Origin of the sequence: Pseudomonas sp. CCNWLW23, from assembly GCF_037095675.1 — a bacterium.
Classification (GTDB): Bacteria; Pseudomonadota; Gammaproteobacteria; order Pseudomonadales; family Pseudomonadaceae; genus Aquipseudomonas; species Aquipseudomonas atacamensis.
Genome location: NZ_JBAWKM010000010.1, coordinates 145477 through 166227 on the forward strand (window position 1 = coordinate 145477; position 20751 = coordinate 166227).

Genomic DNA, 20751 nt, shown 5'->3' on the forward strand with positions numbered 1-20751 from the left:
GAACTGACTGATACACCGCCTTCGCGAGCAGGCTCGCTCCCACATTTGATTTGTGTACACCTGAAACTCCCGTTGGACTGTCCATGAACCTCTCGCGCCTCGCCCTGCCCTTCCTCCTGCTGCCAACCGCCAGCGCCCTTGCCGATACATTCGAACGCGATCAGGCGCTGAAGCTGCCGGACACGCTGATCAGCGCCAATCGTCAGGTCGAAGCGCGCAACGACAGCAGCGCCGCCAACACCGTGTTCACCCGCGAAGACATCGATCGCCTGCAACCCAGCGACGTGCCCGATCTGCTGCGGCGCGTGCCCGGCGTGCAAGTGGCGCAGACCGGCGGGCGCGGCAGTCTGCCGGGGATCTACATTCGCGGCACGCAATCGGCGCAGAGCCTGGTGCTGGTCGATGGCCAGCGCATCGGTAACTCGACTTCCGGCGACAGCAACCTGCAACATCTGAACATCGAGCAGATCGAGCGCGTCGAAGTGCTGCGCGGTTCACGCTCGGTGATTTACGGCAGCGACGCGATTGGCGGGGTGATCCAGATCTTCACCCGACGCGGCACCGAGCAAGGCTTGCAGCCACGCCTGCATCTGGGCTTCGGCAGTCAGCAGACCTGGGAACGCAGCCTCGGCTTGTCCGGCGGCGACGACAAAACCCGCTTCAACCTCGGCGCCAGCCTCGACGAAACGGCCGGGATCGACCGTACCCACGAGTCGTATCCAAGCGACAGCGACCATGACGCCTACCGCAACAAATCCCTGAGCCTGAGCCTCAGCCACGCGCTGACCGATGACGTCGAAGTCGGCGCCAATCTGCTGGATAACCGTGGCAGGGGCGAATTCGACAATCCGTTCGGCCGCTTCGACATGGACACTTTCGAGTCGGTGCAACAGCAGCCCTACAGCGACTTCAATGTCAGCAGCATCAGCAGTTATGTCGATGCGCGGGTCAACGAAACCTGGAAAACCCGCATCGAATTCGGCCACAGCGAAAACCGCGAAAAGACCTTCGACAAGCTCAGCGACGAGCGCACGGTGTTCAACACCTATCGCGACTCGGTGAACTGGCAGAACGACCTGACGCTGGACGCGCGCAACAGCCTGATTCTGGGCGGCGACTGGTACGAAGACCGGGTCAACAGCAGCACTGCGTTTGACGAGGACAGCCGCTGGAATCGCGCCGCGTTCATCCAGCATCGCTATCAGGCCGACAGTTTCTCCACCGAGATCGGCCTGCGCCACGACGACAACCAGCAGTTCGGCAGCCAGAACACTTGGAGCGGCACTTTCACCCTGCCGCTGAACCCGGACAACGACGTGCTGCTGAGCTACAGCGAAGGGTTCCGCGCGCCGACCTTCAACGACCTGTACTACCCGGATTTCAGCAATCCCGACCTGAAACCGGAAACTTCGAAAAGCTACGAACTGCAATGGCGCAGCCAGTTGAGCGACAGCGCGCGGCTGGAAGCCTCGATTTACCGTACCGACCTGGAAGACGCGATCATCTTCGGCAGCAACTCACGCCCACAGAACGTTGCGTCAGCGCGGATCAATGGCTTTGAAGCGGCACTGAAGCACGAGCTGTTTGGCTGGCAGAGCAATCTTGGCGTAGCGATCATTGATCCACGTGATCGCGATACCGGGCATACGCTGGCGCGACGGGCGCGGCGCACGGCCAGTTGGGATGTGGATCGGCAGTTTGATCGCTTGGGACTCGGCGCCAGTTGGCAATTGGTCAGCGGCAGTTACGACGACTTGAACAACACCCAGTCGCTGGGTGGCTACGGCACGCTCGGGCTGCGCAGCAGTTGGGCGCTGAACCGTGAGATCAAGCTGGATCTGAAGGTGGATAACTTGCTGGACAAGGGCTACAGCCGGGCGAATTACAGCTATGACGGCGCGCAGTATGGCTATCGCGAGGAAGGTCGGGCGTGGATGTTCGGGGTGACGTGGACCCCTGAACTCTGAGCTGAGATTTGTATTGGCTGGCTGACCTCTTCGCGAGCAGGCTCGCTCCCACAGTAGACTGAGTGCGGCCACACAGTTTGTTTTCAGCGAAAATCCAGTGTGGGAGCGAGCCTGCTCGCGAATACAGGCGATGCGGTCTACCGATCCGGCGCGATCAATTGGCATAGTTTGGCGGTGGCGCTGATCATCTGCCCGCTCGGTCGCTCAAGGCCTTTGTCAGTGACCAATATCAGTCTCCCCTGCCTGACCGCCGCCACCTGCGGCCAGGTCTTCCACGCCCCTAGCTGCGCCTGATCACCGGCGACAATCACTTCCGGATCACGCTGCAACACCGCCTCGATACTCACCTGCGGCGCCGGCAGATTCAGCTCGGCGAAGACATTGCGCGCGCCGCACACCTCAAGCGCATCGCTGATGATCTGACCGCCACCGATGGTATACAGCGGTTTGTCCCAGACTTGATAAAACACCCGCAGCGGCACATCACGACGATAACGCTGACGAAGGTCATCCAGTTGCTTGCGCAATTCGGCCGCTCGTTGCGCCCCGCGTTCAGGACGCCCGAGCTGTTCGGCAATGGCTTCGATCTGCGCCGCGAGTTGCGCCAACGTATGCGGCTCGGCGACGAAGGTCGGAATGTTCAGGCGCTTGAGCTGATCACGCTGCCCCGCGCCGACGCTACCGGGCCAGAGCAGCAGCAAATCCGGTTTCAGGCTGAGCAAGCGCTCCATGTCGAGCTGGCCGTAGCGGCCCACTGATGGAACATCCGCTATCGCCGCCGGCCGCTCGCCCGCATCCAGTACGCCGACCAGCAGGTCAGCGGAATCCAGTTCAACGACGATTTCAGACAGTGAGGGGGCGAGGCTGACCACACGCAGTGCGGCCAGCGCCGGGCTGCTCAGGGCGAGCAGCAGAACCGCCAGCCACAGGCGATGCATCAGCCGAGTTGACGCGGAATATGATAGAGGTAGAACAGCACGGCGGTGGACAGCGCCAGCAACATCAACGGCACGGCTTCGAGGCCGACGAATACCGCCAGTGCGCCAATCCAGGCCGGCAAGGACGCTACCAGCAACGCCGTACGCCGACGCGCCGCAAGGGCAATCCAGGCGGCGGGTTCTTCGGCGGTATCGAGGGCTTTTTGCGTGGCGATCAGGGCGTGTTTGTAGCGGGCGAAATACTTCAGGCTGACAAACATCGAGGCGACGCCGGCGATGAACAAAGGCATTGCCAGCACTGGCAGCAGGCCCTGGCCTTCACCGAACAGCGCGTTGAGCACGAACAGCGGCAACAGCGCCAGCGCCAGGTATTGCCACCAGGCCACCGACAACCGCCGCCGCACCTGGCCACGGGTCACGCGCGGTCGACCTCGCCCTGATGCTCGTTGCCCATCATGTGGTCGAGCTTGCTGGCCTTGGTCGCCAGATAGAGTTTGTTGTGCGGATTGTGCCCGGTGTGCAGCGGCACGCGCTCGGCGACGACGATGCCCATGTCGGTCAGCGCTTTGACCTTGCGCGGGTTGTTGGTCATCAGGCGCAGGGATTTCACGCCCAAATGTTCGAGCATCGGCAGGCACATCGCGTAGTCGCGCTGATCGGCGGCAAAGCCCAGACGCTCGTTGGCTTCCACGGTATCGGCGCCGCCGTCCTGCAACTCGTAAGCGCGGATCTTGTTCAGCAGACCGATGCCGCGCCCTTCCTGACGCAGATACAGCAGCACGCCCCGGCCTTCGCGGGCGATCGCCTGCAACGCGGCTTCCAGTTGCGAGCCGCAGTCGCAACGCTGGCTGAACAAGGCATCGCCGGTCAGGCATTCGGAATGCAGGCGACCGAGTACCGGGGCGCCATCGGCAATTTCACCGAGGCTCAGCACGACGTGCTCACGCCCGGTGCTCTCATCGAGAAAGCCGTGCATGGTGAATTGCGCAAAAGGCGTTGGCAGCTTGGAAGCGGCGACGAAGACGACAGGCACCGATGTGCTCCTGATCTAGAAGACTGAAAATTCGCAGGCGGGCATTGTAACAGCAGGTTCCTGTGGACGCTTAGGCTGAATTATCGGGCATAACCATCAAAAAGTTTGATGACAGTTGCCATGCGCTCCCACAGGACATTGTGATCATTTTGGATCAAACGGATACGGCTGCTGCCACCTCTCGAAGACCGGCTTCAACTCTCCGCTCTTGACCAGCTCCGCCATGCGGCGGTCATACAGCGCCATCAACGCGCGAGCCTGTGGGGTATCGGCGAAACCGAGAAACAGCGGCAACTCAGTCAGATGCGAATAGCGATACTGCGCCGGATCCGCGGCATCGCGCACGACCGCTTCAATCTCGGTCAGCGCATCGATGTAGTAATCCGCCCGGCCCTGCTTGAGCATCAGCAGAATGCCGGTGCGCCGTTCGATCTGGTTGAAGCGCTGGATGTTCGGCAAGTAGTTTTCGTAGCGGTAGCCGCGCACCCAGGCCAACCGATATTTGCCCAGGGTCGCCTGGGTCGGCGGCGGGCTGCTGGCCAGGCCCAGCGCGTAGATGTGATCAGAATCGAACTTCGATTGCGGGTACAGCACATGCTCGGCTTCGTCGCGGTAGGAGCCGACCAGCGCGTCGACTTCCTTCAACTGCACCAGCCCGATCGAACGGGTGTACGGCACCGTGCGGATGTCCAGCTTGACCCCGGCCGGCTCGAACACTTTGCGCAACACGTCCCAGGCCAGACCGTGACCATCGGCGGCGGTGTAATCCTCCCAGTCTTCGCTGGCCAGATGGATCACCCCAGGCACAGGCGCGGCGGCCTGCGCGTGGGCGAACGTGCCCAGCAGAGCCAGAAGCAGCAGCGCCAACCCGCGTCGCAGCATTGCGTGGTTCCTCACGTGAGTCGAATCAGGCGAATGCCCATACCAGCCCTTGCATCGCCAGCCAGGCGAACACACCGGCCAGCACGTCGTCGAGCATGATGCCGACGCCGCCATGCACGTGCTTGTCGATCCAGCGGATCGGCCACGGCTTGAGGATATCGAAGAAGCGGAACACCAGAAAACCCGCGAGCAACCAGTACCAGCCTTCCGGCACCAGCCACAGGGTGATCCACATGCCGACCATTTCGTCCCAGACAATGCCTTCGTGGTCGTGCACGCGCAAATCGTCAGCGACTTTGCCGCACAGCCAGAAGCCGAACAGCATGGTGATGCCGAGCATCAGCCAGTAGCCCCAGTCGGGCAGCATCTGCCACAGCGGAATGAACGGCAGCGCCACCAGCGAGCCCCACGTGCCCGGCGCTTTTGGCAAGGTGCCGGAGCCGAAGCCGAACGCGAGGAAATGCCACGGATTGCGCCAGACCGAAGGAGGCACGAATTCGGCAGGAACCTGTTTCGGGTGATCTGTCACGGTGTCTCCTGAAAATGTTGGTAGCCGCGAATCTGCGGAGTGATGTCGCGCCCGTCGCGGTCCAGCAGCAGCACGCCCTGGCCCGGCAGCACGCGCCCGATCACATGGATCGGCCAGCCGTCGGCCAGCAGTGCCGGCAACTCGGCGGACGGCAAGGTGAAGGCCAGTACGTAGTCATCACCACCGCTCAATGCCGCGCGCTCGGCACCGCGCTGACCGAGAAACGCGACTAATGCATCCGACAACGGTACGCGCTCGCGTTCAATCTCAAGTCGCACCTTCGATGCCAGCGCGATATGCCCGCAATCGGCGAGCAGGCCGTCGGAGATATCCAGCGCCGCCGTAGCCTTGCCGCGCAGGGCCTGACCGAGGGCCAGTTGCGGCTGCGGCGACCAGTAATGCTCGAGCAGCGGCTGGGCGATATGCGCTTCGGCATCACGTTGGGCCAATACCAGCGGCAAGGCGCCGGCGGCATTGCCCAGTTCGCCGCCGACGCAGAGCAGATCACCGGCCTGCGCACCGCTGCGGGTCAAGGCCTGGCCAGCGGGTACGCGGCCGAACACGGTGACCGTCAGGCTCAACGGTCCGCGCGTGGTGTCGCCGCCGACCAGTGCGACGCCGCAGCTTTGCGCCATGCGGTTCAGACCACGGGCATAGGCTTGCAGCCAATCGGCGGTTACCGTCGGCAAGGTCAGGGCAAGGGTGAAGGCAACGGGCGCGGCGCCCATGGCGGCCAGGTCACTGACCGCGACGGCCAGCGAGCGCTGACCGAGCAGAAACGGATCGCAGGGGTCGGCGAAATGCACACCGGCCACCAGCGTATCGGTAGAAACCGCCAGCTGTTCCCCAGCGGGAACCGCCAGCAAGGCGCAGTCGTCGCCGATCCCCAGAGCAACGCCTTCGCCGCCCTGCGCACAAGGCGCGGCGGCGAAGAAATTGCGGATCAGCTCAAACTCGCCCATGGCCGAGAAAAAGTATTCAAGCGCCGATCAGCGCTTGAACGCCTTCACTTCAGCTTCACGCAGGCGCGGGGCCAGCTTGTCGAGCACGCCGTTGACGAACTTGTGGCCGTCGGTCGAACCGAACACTTTGGCCAACTCGATACCTTCGTTGATCACAACGCGGTAAGGCACGTCGACGCGCTTGAGCAGTTCCCAGGTCGACAGACGCAGAACCGCCAGTTCAACCGGGTCGAGCTCTTCGATCGCCAGATCCAGGCAAGGCGTCAGGGCAGTGTCGATTTCGGTCTTGAACTGCGGAACCCCGTGAAGGATTTCACGGAAGTAGGCACCGTCGACATCGGTGAAATCGTTATCAACGCGAAACTGCGCTTCGATCTCGTTCAGCGATTGCTTGGCCATGTGCCACTGGTACAGCGCCTGAGTCGCGAGCTGACGGGCTTCGCGACGCTTGACGCTTTTCGAGGGCTTGCCGGCATCCGCAGGTTTCGGATCGCGCGGGTTGAAACGATCGCTTTCGTCGCTAATCACTTGGCCTCCAACTGCGCCAGCAGGCTGACCATTTCCAGAGCGGACAGGGCAGCTTCGGCACCTTTGTTACCGGCCTTGGTGCCGGAACGTTCGATGGCTTGCTCGATGGAGTCGACGGTCAGCACGCCGAACGCGACCGGTACGCCGAATTCCATGGAGACCTGGGCAAGGCCTTTGGTGCACTCGCCAGCCACGTATTCGAAGTGCGGAGTACCGCCACGAATGACTGCGCCAAGGGCGATGATCGCTGCGAACTCGCCTTTCTGGGCGACTTTCTGCGCAACCAGCGGGATTTCGAAGGCGCCCGGCGCGCGGATGATGGTGATGTCGCTTTCGCTCACGCCGTGGCGAACCAGGGCATCAACGGCACCGCTGACCAGGCTTTCAACCACGAAGCTGTTGAAGCGGCCCACTACCAGAGCGTAGCGGCCTTTGGGGGCGATGAAGGTACCTTCGATGGTCTTCAGGGTCATTCGTCAGTTCTCTTAAAGAGCCGGGACGCGTCTGCTACGCGCCCCTCAGTGATTATTTGCCGCGAATCGGAGTCCGGAAACAGCCGGTCATTATTCGGAGGGCACGTATTCTACAACTTCCAGATCGAAACCGGATATCGCATTGAATTTCATTGGTGCCGACATCAAGCGCATTTTGCGCACGCCGAGGTCACGCAGGATCTGCGAACCGGCACCGACAATGCTGTAGGTGGTCGGTTTTTTCGGCGCTGCCTGCTCACCGGTTTCACGGATATGCGCCAGCAGCACGTCGCCATCGAGCGGGTGACCGAGCAGCAGCACCACACCGCTGCCGGCCTCGGCGACCGCAGCCATGGCGGCGCGCAGGCTCCAGCGGCCCGGCTGCTTGACCATCAGCAGATCGCGCAGCGGGTCCATGTTGTGCACGCGAACCAGCGTCGGTTCTTCAGCGCAGACAGTGCCCAACGTCAGGGCCATGTGCACGTCGCCTTCCACCGAATCACGATAGGTCACCAGGTTGAATTGGCCCAGTTCGCTGTCCAGCGGCTGCTCGGCAATCCGCTGAACGGTACGTTCGTGGATCATCCGGTAGTGAATCAGGTCGGCGATGGTGCCGATCTTGATGTTGTGTTCGGCGGCGAATGCTTCGAGTTCAGCGCGACGGGACATGGTGCCGTCGTCGTTCATCACTTCGCAGATCACTCCGCTCGGCTCGAAACCGGCCATGCGCGCCAGGTCGCAAGCGGCTTCGGTGTGGCCGGCGCGAGCGAGGGTGCCGCCGGCCTGGGCCATCAGCGGGAAAATGTGGCCCGGGCTGACGATGTCTTCAGCCTTGGCGTCCTTGGCCGCAGCGGCCTGCACGGTGCGCGCGCGATCGGCGGCGGAGATGCCGGTGGTCACGCCTTCGGCAGCTTCGATCGAAACGGTGAACTTGGTGCCGAAACCGGAACCGTTGCGCGGCGCCATCAGCGGCAGCTTCAACAGTTCGCAGCGCTCGCGGCTCATCGGCATGCAGATCAGGCCACGGGCGTGCTTGGCCATGAAGTTGATGTGTTCGGCTTGGCAGCATTCGGCGGCCATTATCAGATCGCCTTCATTCTCGCGGTCTTCGTCATCCATGAGGATGACCATCTTGCCTTGGCGGATGTCTTCAACCAGTTCTTCGATGCTATTGAGCGCCACAAGGCACCCCCTTCTTTTGAATTATTTGAGGTAGCCGTTTTGGGCCAGAAAGCTTTCGGTGATGGTGCTGCCGGCGGTCTTCTCGGCGGCCTTGTCGCCCAGCAGCAGACGCTCCAGATAACGCGCCAGCAGGTCGACTTCCAGATTCACCCGGCGGCCCGGCTTATATGAAGCCATGATGGTTTCGCTGAGGGTGTGCGGAATGATCGTCAGCATGAATTCGGCGCCATCGACTTCGTTCACGGTCAGGCTGGTGCCGTCGACGGTGATCGAGCCTTTGTGGGCGATGTACTTGGCCAGTTCTTTCGGCGCGCGGATGCGAAATTCCACGGCGCGGGCATTGTCGCTGCGCGATACCACTTCACCGACGCCGTCGACGTGTCCGCTGACCAGATGCCCGCCGAGGCGAGTGGTCGGGGTCAGGGCTTTTTCCAGATTGACCGGGCTGCCGCTTTTCAAGTCATTCATGGCGGTGCAATCGAGGGTTTCGCGGCTGACGTCGGCGGCGAAACCGTCGCCCGGCAGCTTGACGGCGGTCAGGCAAACGCCGTTGACCGCGATGCTGTCGCCGAGTTTGACGTCACTCAGATCGAGCTTGCCGGTTGCGACGTGCACCCGCACATCACCGCCCTTTGGGGTCAGTGCGCGGATACTGCCGATGGATTCGATGATGCCGGTGAACATGGGGTTCTCCTTGAGAACGAGGCCAGCGCTAACGCGATGGCCGGGAATTATACGCGGGCTGCAGGGACAGGGATCGCAGTGACTCGCCAGTCATCGCCCACCGCGCGGATTTCAGTGATTTTCAGCTCCGGCGCATCTTTCATCTGCGCCAGCGGCCAGTCGAGCAGCGGACGGGCCGTGGAGCCGAGGAACTTGCCGGCAATGAAGATCACGAATTCGTCGACCAGCCCCAGTTGCGCAAAGGCGCCGGCCAGACGCGGACCGGCCTCGACCAGCACCTCGTTGGTGCCACGATTGGCCAGTTCGATAAGCAACTGATGCAGATCGACCTGGCCGTCATCACCCGGCACGATCAGGCATTCCGGGCCATTGGCATATTGCTCCTCGACCGCGACACAGGTGGCCACCAGCGCCGGCCCGGCCTTGAAGAACGGCGCCTCCAGCGGCACTCGCAGGCGGCCATCGATCAATACGCGCAATGGCGGGCGACTCATGGCCAGCGCGGTTTGCTCGCTGTCCAGACCGAGTTCGTCTGCGCGTACGGTCAAGCGTGCGCCATCGGCCAGCACCGTGTCGGCGCCGGTCAGCACCACAGCCGCCTCAGCGCGCAAACGCTGTACCGCTGAACGCGCCGCCGGGCCGGTGATCCATTGGCTCTCGCCGCTTTCCATCGCTGTGCGCCCGTCGAGGCTCATGGCCAGCTTGACCCGCACGAACGGCAAGCCATGCTCCATGCGTTTCAGAAAACCTTGATTGAGCTTGCGTGCTTCGCCCTCCAGCACACCGCTTTCAGTGGCAATACCGGCATCAGCCAAGCGCTGCAAACCGCGCCCGGCGACCTGCGGATTGGGATCACGCATCGCCGCCACGACCCGGGCAACGCCAGCGGTCACCAAGGCATCGGCACACGGCGGCGTGCGCCCGTGGTGGCTGCAAGGCTCGAGGGTGACATACGCCGTCGCGCCCCGGGCCTGCTCGCCAGCGGCGCGCAGGGCGTGAACTTCGGCATGGGGTTCGCCGGCGCGCTCATGCCAGCCTTCGCCGACAATGTGGCCGTCACGCACCACCACGCAACCGACTCGCGGATTGGGATGGGTGGTGTAGTGGCCCTTGCGCGCCAGTTCCAGCGCGCAGGCCATGAAATGCGCGTCGAGGATCGCCTGCTCGGCGGCGGTGGTCATTCTTTCACCGGTTCGCGGGCGAGGCGGTCGATCTCTTCGCGGAATTCATTGAGGTCCTGGAAGCGCTTGTACACCGAGGCAAAACGGATATAGGCGACTTCATCAAGCTTTTGCAGCTCGGCCATCACCAGCTCGCCGACCACGAGGGATTTGACCTCGCGTTCGCCGGTGGCGCGCAGCTTGTGCTTGATATGGACCAGAGAGGATTCGAGGCGCTCGACGCTGACCGGACGTTTCTCCAGCGCGCGTTGCATGCCGGCGCGGAGTTTTTCTTCGTCGAACGGTTGGCGGCTGCCGTCGGTTTTGATCAGGCGCGGCAACACCAGCTCGGCCGTCTCGAACGTCGTGAAACGTTCGCCGCAGGCCAGGCATTCACGCCGGCGGCGCACCTGTTCGCCCTCGGCGACCAGACGCGAGTCGATGACCTTGGTGTCGTTGGCACCGCAGAAGGGACAGTGCATGGTGGCTGGCAACAAAAAATGGGAGGGCCATGGTAGCGCATCCCCGTGGCAAGACAAGCCATAGGCTTTGCGGTATACAGAACGGCATGATCGTCTGATCCATGGAATTCATTCTGCCGGAGCCTCCAATGCCGTTACGTCCGCTCGTTCTGCTCAGTCTTTTCAGCCTGCTGGTGGCCTGTGGCAGCGACGCACCCAAGCCGCAACCGCCGACGCCGGGCCCCGCGCCGCAACAGGCGCAGAAAAAAGCCAAAGAGGCCGCCGAACTCGGCCCGCTGCCAGCCCATCAGCGCGAATTGAGCGGCACCCTGCAAGGCGTGCCAACCGGCGCCGAAGTCGAACTGGCGCTGCTGGTGATCGACGAAAAGGATCGCCCGCAACAATTGCTCGCCAGTTCCAGCCTGATCGGCAACAACCAGATCCTGCCGTTTCATCTGCGCTTCAACCCCGAGGCATTTCCGGCCGGCGCACGGGTTGAGCTGCGCGGTCGCGCGAGCCAGTCCGGACAACTGATTCTGCACCTGCCGTCGCAGACCATCACTCAACCGACCACTCAGGCTTTGGGCCAGCTGCAATTCGTCAAAGCGCCATGACAGCACCGCTCGACCTGCAACAGGCCTTGGGGGAATTGCTCGGCGACGCCAGACTGAAAGCCTGCGCGTTGCCCGGCACTGATTTGCAGCTGTGGTTGATCGACGGCGACAACATGGCCCGCGAATTCAGCCAGGAAGAAACCCAGCGCATCCTGCATGAACCGCCCTATTGGAGTTTTTGCTGGGCCAGCGGCTTGGCCGTGGCGCGTTATCTGGCACAGTTTCCCGACTGGGTGCGCGGCAAGCGCGTGCTGGATTTCGGCGCCGGTTCCGGGATCGCCGGCATCGCAGCGGTCAAGGCCGGGGCGCTGGAAGTGGTGGCCTGCGATCTCGATCCGTTGGCGATCGCCGCGTGCAAGGCGAACGCCGAGCTCAACGATGTGCAGATGAGTTATTCGACGGATTTCTTTGCCGAGGCCGATCGCTTCGATCTGATTCTGGTTGCCGACGTGCTGTACGACCGCGCCAATCTGCCGCTGCTCGACGCGTTTCTCAGTCGCGGACGCGAAGCGCTGGTGGCGGATTCACGGGTGCGGGATTTTCGTCATCCGTTGTATGAGCGAATTGAAATGCTCGAGGCGATGACCTTGCCGGATCTGGCCGAGCCTGAGGAATTCAGACATGTCAGCCTCTACCATGCGCGGCGTGATTGACGCCGCCAAAAGATCGCAGCCTTCGGCAGCTCCTACAGTGCAACGCATTCCAAAGTAGGAGCTGTCGAAGGCTGCGATCTTTTGCGTCACCCCTTATAGTGCGGTCATTGACGCTTAGAGAGATCCCCCATGAGTCAGCAAACGCCGTACATCTTCGACGCCACGACTGCCGATTTCGACCAGTCGGTGATCGAAGCCTCCTTCAACAAACCGGTGCTGGTGGATTTCTGGGCCGAATGGTGTGCGCCGTGCAAGGCGTTGATGCCGATGCTGCAGGGCATTGCCGAGAGCTATCAGGGCGAGTTGCTGCTGGCCAAGGTCAACTGCGACATCGAGCAGGACATCGTCGCCCGCTTCGGCATTCGCAGCCTGCCGACCGTGGTGCTGTTCAAGGACGGTCAGCCGGTCGATGGCTTTGCCGGGGCACAACCGGAATCCGCCGTGCGCGCGCTGCTGGAACCGCATGTGCAGATGCCGCCACCGGCCGCTGCCGACCCGTTCGAACAGGCTCAGGCAATGTTCGACGATGGTCACTTCGCCGAGGCGGAAGCGGTGCTGGTGACCATTCTCAATGAAGACAATACCAACGCCAAAGCGCTGATCCTTTACGCACGCTGCCTGACCGAACGCGGTGAGCTGGGCGAAGCGCAAACCGTGCTCGACGCGGTCAAGAGCGATGAGCACAAAGCCGCACTCGCCGGGGCCAAGGCGCAGATCCAGTTCCTCGGCCTCGCCCGCGACCTGCCGGACGCCGCCGACCTGAAAAGCCGCCTGGCGCAAAATCCGCAGGATGATGAAGCGGTGTACCAACTGGCGATCCAGCAACTGGCGCGCCAGCAATACGAAGCGGCGCTGGACGCCTTGCTGAAGCTATTCATCCGCAACCGCAGCTACGGGGAAGGCTTGCCGCACAAGACCTTGCTGCAGGTGTTCGAACTGCTGGGCAATGATCATCCGTTGGTGACGGTGTATCGCCGCAAGATGTTTGCTGCGCTTTATTGAGAGCAAAAGATCGCAGCGTGCCGCAGCTCCTACATCGGATCGTGCTCATCGCGGCTTTTTGCGGATGAACACTGATTCTGTAGGAGCTGCCGGAGGCTGCGATCTTTCAGGGCTTACCCGATCCAGCTATAGAGCGGCGTATCCCCGCCGCTCGCCACTTTCACATCGGAACTATGGCGCAGACGCACGAGCAAACGCTTGCCCGCTGCCGCACTGCCGGTGAGCGCCTTCAGCTGATCGAGGAGATCCGGCCCGCTAAGTTGCCCGGCGTTGCGCAACAAGTCTTTGGCCACCTGCCACAGCGCATCATCCTGATTCACCGGCTTCGCCGCCGGAGCGGGCGCAACCGCCTCAGACTGCGCAATCGGCGCCTGCCCGCTTAGCGCGGAACCCAGCCTCGCCCAATCGCTGTCATCCAGCTCCACCGTCAGATCCACCGGCACCTCGCCGACCGTTCCGCGTATCCGCAACATCGAGTTCGCTCCTGCACTTTTCTGACCTGCATGCTCCCACGGGACTTGTGCAACGCCAAGCGACGTTGTCCAGTGTGGCGGTTATCGAGCATTCATCTACAGTGTCCTTTTTCTCACAGCACCCTGTAATGAAACGAAGTTACTACGCCCTATTGATGACCCCACTCTTGCTCATCGTGGCATGGCGCATCTGGTTGCCTGCCGATCTTTCGGCTTGTCCCGCTGACGGGGAAACTGCAGGTCCACTGACCCTTGTTATTCGTGATTACTTTGAGCGCAATAGCCGGACCGACTGGCGAGACATGGATGATCGTTTCGACATACTTTCAACCCCCGAAGGCCAGAGCATAGCGAGTCAACCGAATTCACACACTTGCGAAGCATTGCGGGTACTGCAGAGTCCGGCGTTCAGTCAGAGTGAAAAAATCTTCACTATGGCACTTATGTTCAGACTGCCAATCGACCAGTACATGGCCCTGATGGATCGCAGTCATCAACTCTACACGCAGGGCAAAATGGATAAGGAGGTGCTGACTCTGGTGGTATTTCCGCGCGGAACAGCCATCAACTACTGGTGGCTTCCGGCTTGGCGACAGCGTTTCAGTCGCGATGCGCCGAGCGTGCTCGACGCAAATCTGATCAACGATGTTCTTTCGGGACACTATTGGTTCGACTATCCCGGCGCAGGCTTCTGATTCTGCAAGCATGACATCCAATCCCAGCACCGCCCGCGAACTCATCCCGGGCGGTGCTTAGCCATGTCTTGCGCAATCTCAAGCGCACGGGCACACTCTGCGCACTTTCGTTATAAGATTACATAACAAACTTTTCATTTTTCTCGGAGTCCGTCATGCGTCGTCTGTTGCTCGCTTTGCCGTTTGCCCTGTTGCCGCTGGCCACTGCCCATGCGGTTGATGAGCACGATCATGATCATGAGCACGGCAGCCTCGGCGCTCACGAACATGGCGTGGGTCGGCTGAACGCCGCGCTCGACGGTCAGACCCTGGAGCTGGAGCTGGAAAGCCCGGCGATGAATCTGGTCGGTTTTGAACATGCGGCCACGTCGGACGCCGACAAGGCCAAAGTCGCTGCCGCTCGTGCGCAACTGGAAAAACCATTGGCCCTGTTCAGCCTGCCCGCTGCGGCCGGCTGCAAGGTGGTCAGTCAGGAACTGGAAAGCCCGCTGTTCGGCGACAAGCCGGACGCCGATGATCACGACGAAGATGAAGCGGACAAGGACGGTCACGAGCATCACCACGACCACAGCGAAATCCATGCGCATTACCAATTCAGCTGCGCCACACCGGGGGCACTGAACACGCTGAACCTGACGAACATCTTCAAGACCTTCCCGGCGACGCAGAAGATTCAGGTACAACTGATCAGCGCGACCGGCCAGCAAGGTACCGAAGTGACGGCCAAGTCGGCTGCGCTGAAATTCTAGGATCCACCGAAATCCCCTGTGGGAGCGAGCCTGCTCGCGAAGGCGGCGTGTCAGCTGACATGTGGGTGTCTGACCCAGCGCTTTCGCGAGCAGGCTCGCTCCCACAGGGTTATGTGTTCACTTCATGAAAATCGGTGCCATGACCCAAGCACTCATCGAACTTTCCGACCTTGGCTTCAACTGGCCCGGTCACCCGCCGCTGCTGGACATCCCGGCGTTTCGTCTGGAAGCCGGCGAAACCCTGTTTCTCAAAGGCCCCAGCGGCAGCGGCAAGACCACCCTGCTCGGCCTGCTCGGCGGGGTGCAAAAGCCCGGTCGCGGCAGCATTCGCCTGCTCGGCCAGGAGCTGACCGAACTGTCTGCCGGCAAGCGCGATACGTTTCGTGTCGATCACACCGGCTACATTTTCCAGCAATTCAACCTGTTGCCGTTTCTCTCGGTGCGCGAGAACGTTGAGTTGCCGTGTCACTTCTCGAAACTGCGTGCGCAACGGGCGAAACAGCGCCACGGCAGCGTCGATCAGGCCGCCGCCACCCTGCTCGCGCACTTGGGTCTGAAAGACGAAAGCATCCTCAGCCGCCGCGCCGACTCGCTGTCCATCGGCCAGCAACAACGGGTCGCTGCCGCCCGCGCGTTGATCGGCCAACCGGAACTGGTGATCGCCGACGAACCAACCTCGGCACTGGATTACGACGCCCGCGAGAACTTCATTCGCCTGCTGTTTGCCGAGTGCCGCGAGGCCGGATCGAGTCTGTTGTTCGTCAGCCACGACCAGAGCCTGGCGCCGCTGTTCGACCGTCATCTGTCCCTGGCCGAACTCAATCGCGCCGCCACGTCCGCCGAGGTCTGAGATGTATCTGTTTCGTCTGGCCATGGCCAGCCTGGCCAACCGCCGTTTCACCGCATTGCTCACTGCTTTCGCCATTGCTCTTTCGGTGTGCCTGCTGCTCGCCGTCGAGCGCGTGCGCACCGAAGCCAAGGCCAGTTTCGCCAGCACCATCAGCGGTACTGACCTGATCGTCGGTGCTCGTTCGGGCTCGGTGAACCTGCTGCTGTATTCGGTGTTCCGCATCGGCAACGCTACCAACAACATCCGTTGGGACAGCTTTGAACACTTCGCCAACAACCCGAAAGTGAAGTGGGCAATCCCCATGTCCCTTGGCGATTCCCATCGCGGCTATCGCGTGATGGGCACCACCGAAGCCTACTTCGAGCACTACCAGTACGGGCGCCAGCAACACCTGGCGCTGGCCCACGGTCGCGCGTTTGCCACCGATCCTTTCGAAGTGGTGCTCGGTGCCGAAGTCGCCGAAGCGCTGCACTACAAGCTCGGCGACAAACTGGTACTGGCCCACGGCGTGGCGGCGATCAGCCTCGTCAAGCATGACGACAAACCCTTCACCGTGGTCGGCATCCTCCAGCGTACCGGCACCCCGGTGGACCGCACGTTGCACATCAGCCTCGGCGGCATGGAGGCGATTCACATCGACTGGCACAACGGTGTGCCGGCGCGCGGCAACGGGCGGATCAGCGCTGATCAGGCGCGCAACATGGACCTGACCCCGCAAGCGATCACCGCGTTCATGCTCGGCCTCAACAGCAAGATTTCCACCTTTGCCTTGCAGCGCGAGATCAACGAGTACCGTGGCGAACCGATGCTGGCGATCCTGCCGGGCGTGGCCTTGCAGGAATTGTGGAGCCTGATGAGCACGGCCGAGAAAGCCTTGTTCGTGGTCTCGCTGTTCGTTGTGCTGACCGGGCTGATCGGCATGCTCACGGCGATTCTCACCAGCCTCAACGAACGTCGCCGCGAGATGGCGATTCTGCGTTCGGTGGGCGCGCGGCCGTGGCACATCGCAAGTCTGCTGGTGCTGGAAGCTTTCGCCCTGGCCCTGACCGGGGTGATTGCCGGGCTGGCGCTGCTGTACGTCGGCATCGCCGCTGCGCAAGGGTACGTGCAGGCCAATTACGGTTTGTACCTGCCGCTGGCATGGCCGAGCGAGTATGAATGGACGCTGCTCGGTGGCATTCTGGCGGCCGCGCTGCTGATGGGCAGCGTGCCGGCCTGGCGCGCGTATCGCCAATCATTGGCCGATGGCCTGTCGATCCGTTTATGAGGATGTTCACCATGCCCCGCGCCCTGCTTGCGCTGCTGATGCTGGTCGCCCTGCCCGTGTGGGCGGCGGCGCCGAAAGACCTGACCTGGTCGGAAATGATCCCGCCGGACGCCGCGCCGGAAGTACCCAACATGACCCCGCTACACAACCTGTCGAAGATGGGCGACGCACTCTCCGCCGAGTCCGCGCCGGCGGCCAAGCAAGACATGCCGAATGCGCCGGTCGTGAAGAGCCTCGACGGACAGAACATTCGCCTGCCCGGTTACATCGTGCCGCTGGAAGTCAGTGAAGAGGGGCGCACTACCGACTTTTTGCTGGTGCCGTATTTCGGCGCCTGCATCCACGTACCGCCACCGCCGTCGAACCAGATCGTCCATGTGAAAAGCGAACTGGGCGTGAAGCTCGACGAGCTGTATCAGCCGTATTGGGTTGAAGGACCGTTGCAGGTGAAAGCCTCGAGCAGTGAACTGGCCGATGCCGGGTATCAGATGGAGGCGGAGAAGATTTATGCGTATGAACTGCCGGAGTAATTCCCGGTAGTTTTGTATTGGCTGGTCTATCGTCTTCGCGAGCAGGCTCGCTCCCACAGGTGATCACATTCCAAGGTGGGAGCGAGCCTGCTCGCGAATAGGCCCTCAAAGGCTCCACAAAACCCCGCCCCTTCACTGTTTCATTGAGCTGAGTCAAAACACCGTATCAGACGGCTTCGTACCCTAGGACATCGAATTTTTATGTCCTTTCGGAGCCCCCATGAACAAGTCCTTGCTCAGCGCCCCGCTGTTTGCCCTCGCGCTCGCAGTCCCGCTCGCCCACGCCCACGAAGCCGGTGACATTCTTGTGCGCGCCGGTGCGATCACCGTCAACCCGAAGGCCGACAGCTCCAGCGTCAAGGTCGATCAGGGTCCGCTGAGCGGCACTGATCTGGGCGGCAAGGCGACCATGAGCAGCGACACCCAACTGGGTCTGAACTTCGCCTACATGCTCACCAACAACATCGGTATCGAGCTGCTGGCAGCCACGCCGTTCGAGCATGACGTCAAGCTCAAGGGCACCGCCCTGCCCGCCGCCAACGGCAAGCTCGGCACGCTGAAGCACCTGCCGCCGACCCTCAGCGTCGTCTACTACCCGCTGGATTCGAAATCGGCCTTCCAGCCGTATGTGGGTGGTGGCATCAACTACACCTGGATCTACGACGAACACGTCGGCAGCGAAGCCAGCGCCAACGGCTTCAGCAACTTCAAGGCGAAAAACTCCTGGGGCCTGGCCTGGCAGGTCGGCGCCGACTACATGATCACCGACAACATCATGCTCAACGCCCAGGTGCGCTACATCGATATCGACACCCGCGCGACCGTCGAGAACAACGCCGTCGCCCCCGGCACCCGCGCGCGGGTAAATGTGGACGTCGATCCGTTCATCTACATGGTCGGTCTGGGCTATAAGTTCTAAGTCGATTTTTTACTGAACGTTCACGTGGTGGTGAATGAGGCTTGGTGGCGGGCAGGCACAGACCTGACGACGACCGTACGCAGTCGATCGGGGGATAACATTCCCTCGCCACAGGGATAGCAATATTCCGGCCGTGAAAAAGGCGCCTGTTGAAAAAGGCGCCTTTTTCATTTGGTGCTGAGTCATGTGGGGCGTTGGAGGCCCGGGCCCCTCACCCCAGCCCTCTCCCGGGGGAGAGGGAGCCGATTTGTGTGTTGTTCAAAACCTGAGTTCGACTGGGTATCGCAAGTCGGCGTACTTCTCACAAACACCTCAGTCAGTTCCCTCTCCCCTGGGAGAGGGCTAGGGTGAGGGGCTTCTCAGGAGCGCCCCAGCAAGCGCGCCAAGCCCACACTCATCGGCGTCTGCGGCGGCATTTCGAAGCGCTGCTGCAAGCGTCGGTTATCGGCTCGCGAATGGCGGATATCACCTGAACGCGCCGGCCCGTAGCTCACGGGCGGCAGTTCACCGACCACTGATTTCAATGCTTCGAGCATCTGCTTCAGGCTCATCGCCTGATTCCAGCCAACATTGACCGCGCCTTCCTGTACATCAGGCTTTTCCAGCGCCTGCACCAGCAAATCGACCAGATCACCGACATAGAGGAAATCGCGAGTCTGCTCGCCATCGCCAAACACGGTGATCGGCAAACCCTTCGAGGCGCGCTCGCTGAAAATGCTGATCACCCCGGAATACGGCGAGGACGGATCCTGGCGTGGGCCGAAGATGTTGAAGAAGCGAAAAATTGCCGGTTCCAGGCCATGCTGGCGACGGTAGAAATCGAAGTACTGCTCACCGGCCAGTTTGTCCGAGGCATAGGGTGTCAGCGGCGCTTTTGGCGTGTCTTCATCAATCGACTCGCCCTCGCCATTGTTGCCGTACACCGCCGCGCTGGAGGCGTACACCACACGTTTGACCCCGGCCAGGCGCATGGCTTCGCAGACATTCAGGGTGCCAATGAAATTGCTCTGGTGGGTTTTCACCGGATCGTCCACCGAGGCCTGCACCGAAGCCACGGCCGCGAGATGCGCGACAGCGTTGCAACCTTGCATGGCGCGGGCGACCAAAGCGGCATCGGCGACATCGCCGACCACCAGTTCAACCTTGGGATTGTCCAGCGGCAGGTTGCTGCGCTTGCCGGTCGACAGATCGTCAAGCACGCGTACCGCATAGCCCTTGGCGAGCAAGGCATCGGTCAGGTGCGAGCCGATGAATCCGGCGCCGCCAGTGATTAGAACCGTTCCTTCAGCCATGTCGATAGAACCTGTCCAGTAGACCCGGGAGCGCGGCACGCCAGGCGCGCGGCTTGATCCCGAAAGTGTGGAGAATTTTCTTGCAGGCCAGCACCGCGTGTTGCGGTTCTTCGGCGGCGTCCGGGCGCGCGGCGTGGGCCTGCGCGGTCGGTGCTTCGATCGCCAGCGGATGCAGGCTGCGTGCTTCGGTGAGAATCGCCTGGCCCAGCGCCAGCGGTGTGGTCGCTTCGTGGCCGGCGTAATGGTAAGTGCCCCACAGCGGCGCGGCGCAGTCGAGTTGCTTGAGCACGGAGATGATCACTCGCGCGGCGTCATCGACCGGAGTCGGATTGCCGCGCCGATCATCGGCCAGCAGCAACTCTTCGGGTTGTTCCGCACGGGCGAGGAAGCGCCCGAGGGTGCCGTCCGGACTGTCGTCGAGCAGCCAGCCAAACCGCAGCAATACATGTTGCGGGCAGGTCGCGCGCACGCTTTGCTCGATGCGCCACAAGGCCTGACCGCGCAGGCCCAGCGGCACCGGTTCGTCTTTTTCGCTGTAGGCCGTGGCCCGCGAGCCGTCGAACACGCGATAGCTCGACGGCTGCACGAGGACAATGTTGTGGTGCTGGCACAGTTCGGCCAGACGCTCGATGGCGCGTTCCTGACCGCTCATGCGGCTTTCGCTGACGCTCTCGGCCTGGAACCAGTCGAAATAGTAGGCGAGGTTGATCAACGCATCGGGACGGGTGTCGTCGAGCAGTTGGGTGAGGCTCGCGGCATCCCAGCCGTTTTCGGGCGGGCGGGGGGCGAGGAAACCGATGTCTTCTTCCGCACCGAGGCGAATCAGCGCCTGCCCAAGGGCATTTCCGCCGCCCAGTAACATAAGGCGCATTCGCATAGAGTCAGCAGGCCCAGTCTGATTGGAACGA

General features: G+C 62.0%; 25 protein-coding genes. 10 read left to right on the forward strand and 15 right to left on the reverse strand.

All coding sequences use genetic code 11. The features are described from left to right. Nucleotides 1-83: 83 nt before the first annotated feature. Entirely contained in the window at nt 84-1967 is a 1884-nt protein-coding gene (locus V8J63_RS14965) for a TonB-dependent receptor domain-containing protein (protein ID WP_336464251.1), read from the forward strand. A gap of 137 nt (nt 1968-2104) precedes the next feature. Here V8J63_RS14965 and V8J63_RS14970 read toward each other — a convergent pair whose 3' ends face one another. From V8J63_RS14970 to nrdR, 12 genes are all read right to left on the reverse strand, one after another. Continuing rightward, the gene (locus tag V8J63_RS14970) at nt 2105-2905 is read right to left on the reverse strand and encodes a cobalamin-binding protein (protein WP_336464252.1); all 801 of its coding nucleotides are present in this window, start codon (nt 2903-2905) and stop codon (nt 2105-2107) included. Continuing rightward, nucleotides 2905-3324 (reverse strand): hypothetical protein, encoded by a 420-nt coding sequence (locus tag V8J63_RS14975; RefSeq protein ID WP_016772987.1) that lies wholly within the window; start codon nt 3322-3324, stop codon nt 2905-2907. Before V8J63_RS14975 ends, V8J63_RS14970 begins: the two co-directional genes overlap by 1 nt. After that, the gene (gene ribA, locus V8J63_RS14980; protein ID WP_024014485.1) at nt 3321-3938 is read right to left on the reverse strand and encodes a GTP cyclohydrolase II; all 618 of its coding nucleotides are present in this window, start codon (nt 3936-3938) and stop codon (nt 3321-3323) included. Before ribA ends, V8J63_RS14975 begins: the two co-directional genes overlap by 4 nt. 144 nt (nt 3939-4082) lie before the next feature. After that, nucleotides 4083-4820, reverse strand: coding sequence for a substrate-binding periplasmic protein (locus V8J63_RS14985; RefSeq protein ID WP_130888588.1), 738 nt, complete (start codon nt 4818-4820; stop codon nt 4083-4085). Between the two features lie 25 nt (nt 4821-4845). After that, nucleotides 4846-5349, reverse strand: coding sequence for a phosphatidylglycerophosphatase A family protein (locus tag V8J63_RS14990; protein WP_130888587.1), 504 nt, complete (start codon nt 5347-5349; stop codon nt 4846-4848). Further along, complete coding sequence (thiL, locus tag V8J63_RS14995; RefSeq protein WP_024014488.1) at nt 5346-6311, reverse strand: thiamine-phosphate kinase; 966 nt, start codon at nt 6309-6311, stop codon at nt 5346-5348. Before thiL ends, V8J63_RS14990 begins: the two co-directional genes overlap by 4 nt. Nucleotides 6312-6338: 27 nt before the next feature. Beyond that, nucleotides 6339-6839, reverse strand: a complete 501-nt coding sequence (gene nusB / locus V8J63_RS15000) for a transcription antitermination factor NusB (RefSeq protein WP_039761889.1) — start codon at nt 6837-6839, stop codon at nt 6339-6341. Next, nucleotides 6836-7312, reverse strand: coding sequence for a 6,7-dimethyl-8-ribityllumazine synthase (ribH, locus tag V8J63_RS15005; protein WP_003228649.1), 477 nt, complete (start codon nt 7310-7312; stop codon nt 6836-6838). Before ribH ends, nusB begins: the two co-directional genes overlap by 4 nt. Before the next feature lie 90 nt (nt 7313-7402). Next, nucleotides 7403-8494, reverse strand: coding sequence for a bifunctional 3,4-dihydroxy-2-butanone-4-phosphate synthase/GTP cyclohydrolase II (ribBA, locus tag V8J63_RS15010; RefSeq protein WP_039761895.1), 1092 nt, complete (start codon nt 8492-8494; stop codon nt 7403-7405). A 21-nt stretch (nt 8495-8515) separates the two neighbouring features. Continuing rightward, nucleotides 8516-9178, reverse strand: coding sequence for a riboflavin synthase (locus V8J63_RS15015; protein WP_336464253.1), 663 nt, complete (start codon nt 9176-9178; stop codon nt 8516-8518). 47 nt (nt 9179-9225) lie between these two features. Then, nucleotides 9226-10359 (reverse strand): bifunctional diaminohydroxyphosphoribosylaminopyrimidine deaminase/5-amino-6-(5-phosphoribosylamino)uracil reductase RibD, encoded by a 1134-nt coding sequence (gene ribD / locus V8J63_RS15020; protein WP_336464254.1) that lies wholly within the window; start codon nt 10357-10359, stop codon nt 9226-9228. After that, nucleotides 10356-10820: a transcriptional regulator NrdR gene (gene nrdR / locus V8J63_RS15025; RefSeq protein WP_007910946.1), complete on the reverse strand. Its 465-nt coding sequence runs from the start codon at nt 10818-10820 to the stop codon at nt 10356-10358. Before nrdR ends, ribD begins: the two co-directional genes overlap by 4 nt. Before the next feature lie 128 nt (nt 10821-10948). On the opposite strand from nrdR, the gene V8J63_RS15030 reads away from it, so the two are divergent. From V8J63_RS15030 to trxA, 3 genes are all read left to right on the forward strand, one after another. Continuing rightward, on the forward strand, nt 10949-11413 hold the full coding sequence (locus tag V8J63_RS15030) for a YbaY family lipoprotein (RefSeq protein ID WP_071173724.1): 465 nt from the start codon (nt 10949-10951) through the stop codon (nt 11411-11413). Further along, nucleotides 11410-12066: a class I SAM-dependent methyltransferase gene (locus tag V8J63_RS15035; protein WP_336464255.1), complete on the forward strand. Its 657-nt coding sequence runs from the start codon at nt 11410-11412 to the stop codon at nt 12064-12066. The genes V8J63_RS15030 and V8J63_RS15035 overlap by 4 nt, the downstream gene beginning before the upstream one ends. Nucleotides 12067-12195: 129 nt before the next feature. Further along, on the forward strand, nt 12196-13068 hold the full coding sequence (gene trxA, locus V8J63_RS15040) for a thioredoxin (RefSeq protein ID WP_336464256.1): 873 nt from the start codon (nt 12196-12198) through the stop codon (nt 13066-13068). Nucleotides 13069-13181: 113 nt separating this feature from the next. On the opposite strand, the gene V8J63_RS15045 is transcribed toward trxA, so the two are convergent. After that, entirely contained in the window at nt 13182-13541 is a 360-nt protein-coding gene (locus tag V8J63_RS15045) for a hypothetical protein (protein WP_336464257.1), read from the reverse strand. 128 nt (nt 13542-13669) lie between these two features. On the opposite strand from V8J63_RS15045, the gene V8J63_RS15050 reads away from it, so the two are divergent. The 6 genes from V8J63_RS15050 (at nt 13670) to V8J63_RS15075 (ending at nt 18551) form a co-directional block, all read left to right on the forward strand. Further along, nucleotides 13670-14236: a hypothetical protein gene (locus V8J63_RS15050; protein WP_071173727.1), complete on the forward strand. Its 567-nt coding sequence runs from the start codon at nt 13670-13672 to the stop codon at nt 14234-14236. A 155-nt stretch (nt 14237-14391) separates the two neighbouring features. Beyond that, nucleotides 14392-14985: a DUF2796 domain-containing protein gene (locus tag V8J63_RS15055; protein ID WP_336464258.1), complete on the forward strand. Its 594-nt coding sequence runs from the start codon at nt 14392-14394 to the stop codon at nt 14983-14985. 139 nt (nt 14986-15124) lie between these two features. Further along, entirely contained in the window at nt 15125-15835 is a 711-nt protein-coding gene (locus V8J63_RS15060; RefSeq protein WP_041477850.1) for an ABC transporter ATP-binding protein, read from the forward strand. Between the two features lies 1 nt (nt 15836). Next, nucleotides 15837-17102 carry an ABC transporter permease gene (locus V8J63_RS15065; RefSeq protein WP_110603831.1) on the forward strand — a complete coding sequence of 422 codons (1266 nt, stop codon included), beginning with the start codon at nt 15837-15839 and terminating at the stop codon, nt 17100-17102. Nucleotides 17103-17113: 11 nt separating this feature from the next. Next, nucleotides 17114-17632 (forward strand): DUF3299 domain-containing protein, encoded by a 519-nt coding sequence (locus V8J63_RS15070; protein ID WP_336464259.1) that lies wholly within the window; start codon nt 17114-17116, stop codon nt 17630-17632. A 220-nt stretch (nt 17633-17852) separates the two neighbouring features. Then, nucleotides 17853-18551, forward strand: a complete 699-nt coding sequence (locus V8J63_RS15075; protein ID WP_336464260.1) for an OmpW/AlkL family protein — start codon at nt 17853-17855, stop codon at nt 18549-18551. Between the two features lie 359 nt (nt 18552-18910). Here V8J63_RS15075 and V8J63_RS15080 read toward each other — a convergent pair whose 3' ends face one another. After that, entirely contained in the window at nt 18911-19843 is a 933-nt protein-coding gene (locus V8J63_RS15080) for an NAD-dependent epimerase/dehydratase family protein (protein WP_336464261.1), read from the reverse strand. Next, nucleotides 19836-20720 carry a sugar nucleotide-binding protein gene (locus V8J63_RS15085; protein ID WP_038860943.1) on the reverse strand — a complete coding sequence of 295 codons (885 nt, stop codon included), beginning with the start codon at nt 20718-20720 and terminating at the stop codon, nt 19836-19838. Before V8J63_RS15085 ends, V8J63_RS15080 begins: the two co-directional genes overlap by 8 nt. Nucleotides 20721-20751 lie beyond the last annotated feature (31 nt).

What these genes read in the sequence shown, in the direction of transcription:
- V8J63_RS14985 (WP_130888588.1), bottom strand. Translation starts at nt 4,820, where the DNA reads ATGCTGCGACGCGGGTTGGCGCTGCTGCTTCTGGCTCTGCTGGGCACG.
- V8J63_RS15030 (WP_071173724.1), top strand. Translation starts at nt 10,949, where the DNA reads ATGCCGTTACGTCCGCTCGTTCTGCTCAGTCTTTTCAGCCTGCTGGTG.
- nrdR (WP_007910946.1), bottom strand. Translation starts at nt 10,820, where the DNA reads ATGCACTGTCCCTTCTGCGGTGCCAACGACACCAAGGTCATCGACTCG.
- V8J63_RS15045 (WP_336464257.1), bottom strand. Translation starts at nt 13,541, where the DNA reads ATGTTGCGGATACGCGGAACGGTCGGCGAGGTGCCGGTGGATCTGACG.
- V8J63_RS15035 (WP_336464255.1), top strand. Translation starts at nt 11,410, where the DNA reads ATGACAGCACCGCTCGACCTGCAACAGGCCTTGGGGGAATTGCTCGGC.
- V8J63_RS15085 (WP_038860943.1), bottom strand. Translation starts at nt 20,720, where the DNA reads ATGCGAATGCGCCTTATGTTACTGGGCGGCGGAAATGCCCTTGGGCAG.
- V8J63_RS15015 (WP_336464253.1), bottom strand. Translation starts at nt 9,178, where the DNA reads ATGTTCACCGGCATCATCGAATCCATCGGCAGTATCCGCGCACTGACC.
- ribH (WP_003228649.1), bottom strand. Translation starts at nt 7,312, where the DNA reads ATGACCCTGAAGACCATCGAAGGTACCTTCATCGCCCCCAAAGGCCGC.
- V8J63_RS14965 (WP_336464251.1), top strand. Translation starts at nt 84, where the DNA reads ATGAACCTCTCGCGCCTCGCCCTGCCCTTCCTCCTGCTGCCAACCGCC.
- V8J63_RS15080 (WP_336464261.1), bottom strand. Translation starts at nt 19,843, where the DNA reads ATGGCTGAAGGAACGGTTCTAATCACTGGCGGCGCCGGATTCATCGGC.
- trxA (WP_336464256.1), top strand. Translation starts at nt 12,196, where the DNA reads ATGAGTCAGCAAACGCCGTACATCTTCGACGCCACGACTGCCGATTTC.
- V8J63_RS15050 (WP_071173727.1), top strand. Translation starts at nt 13,670, where the DNA reads ATGAAACGAAGTTACTACGCCCTATTGATGACCCCACTCTTGCTCATC.
- V8J63_RS14970 (WP_336464252.1), bottom strand. Translation starts at nt 2,905, where the DNA reads ATGCATCGCCTGTGGCTGGCGGTTCTGCTGCTCGCCCTGAGCAGCCCG.
- V8J63_RS15070 (WP_336464259.1), top strand. Translation starts at nt 17,114, where the DNA reads ATGCCCCGCGCCCTGCTTGCGCTGCTGATGCTGGTCGCCCTGCCCGTG.
- V8J63_RS15065 (WP_110603831.1), top strand. Translation starts at nt 15,837, where the DNA reads ATGTATCTGTTTCGTCTGGCCATGGCCAGCCTGGCCAACCGCCGTTTC.
- thiL (WP_024014488.1), bottom strand. Translation starts at nt 6,311, where the DNA reads ATGGGCGAGTTTGAGCTGATCCGCAATTTCTTCGCCGCCGCGCCTTGT.
- V8J63_RS15060 (WP_041477850.1), top strand. Translation starts at nt 15,125, where the DNA reads ATGACCCAAGCACTCATCGAACTTTCCGACCTTGGCTTCAACTGGCCC.
- V8J63_RS15075 (WP_336464260.1), top strand. Translation starts at nt 17,853, where the DNA reads ATGAACAAGTCCTTGCTCAGCGCCCCGCTGTTTGCCCTCGCGCTCGCA.
- V8J63_RS15055 (WP_336464258.1), top strand. Translation starts at nt 14,392, where the DNA reads ATGCGTCGTCTGTTGCTCGCTTTGCCGTTTGCCCTGTTGCCGCTGGCC.
- ribD (WP_336464254.1), bottom strand. Translation starts at nt 10,359, where the DNA reads ATGACCACCGCCGCCGAGCAGGCGATCCTCGACGCGCATTTCATGGCC.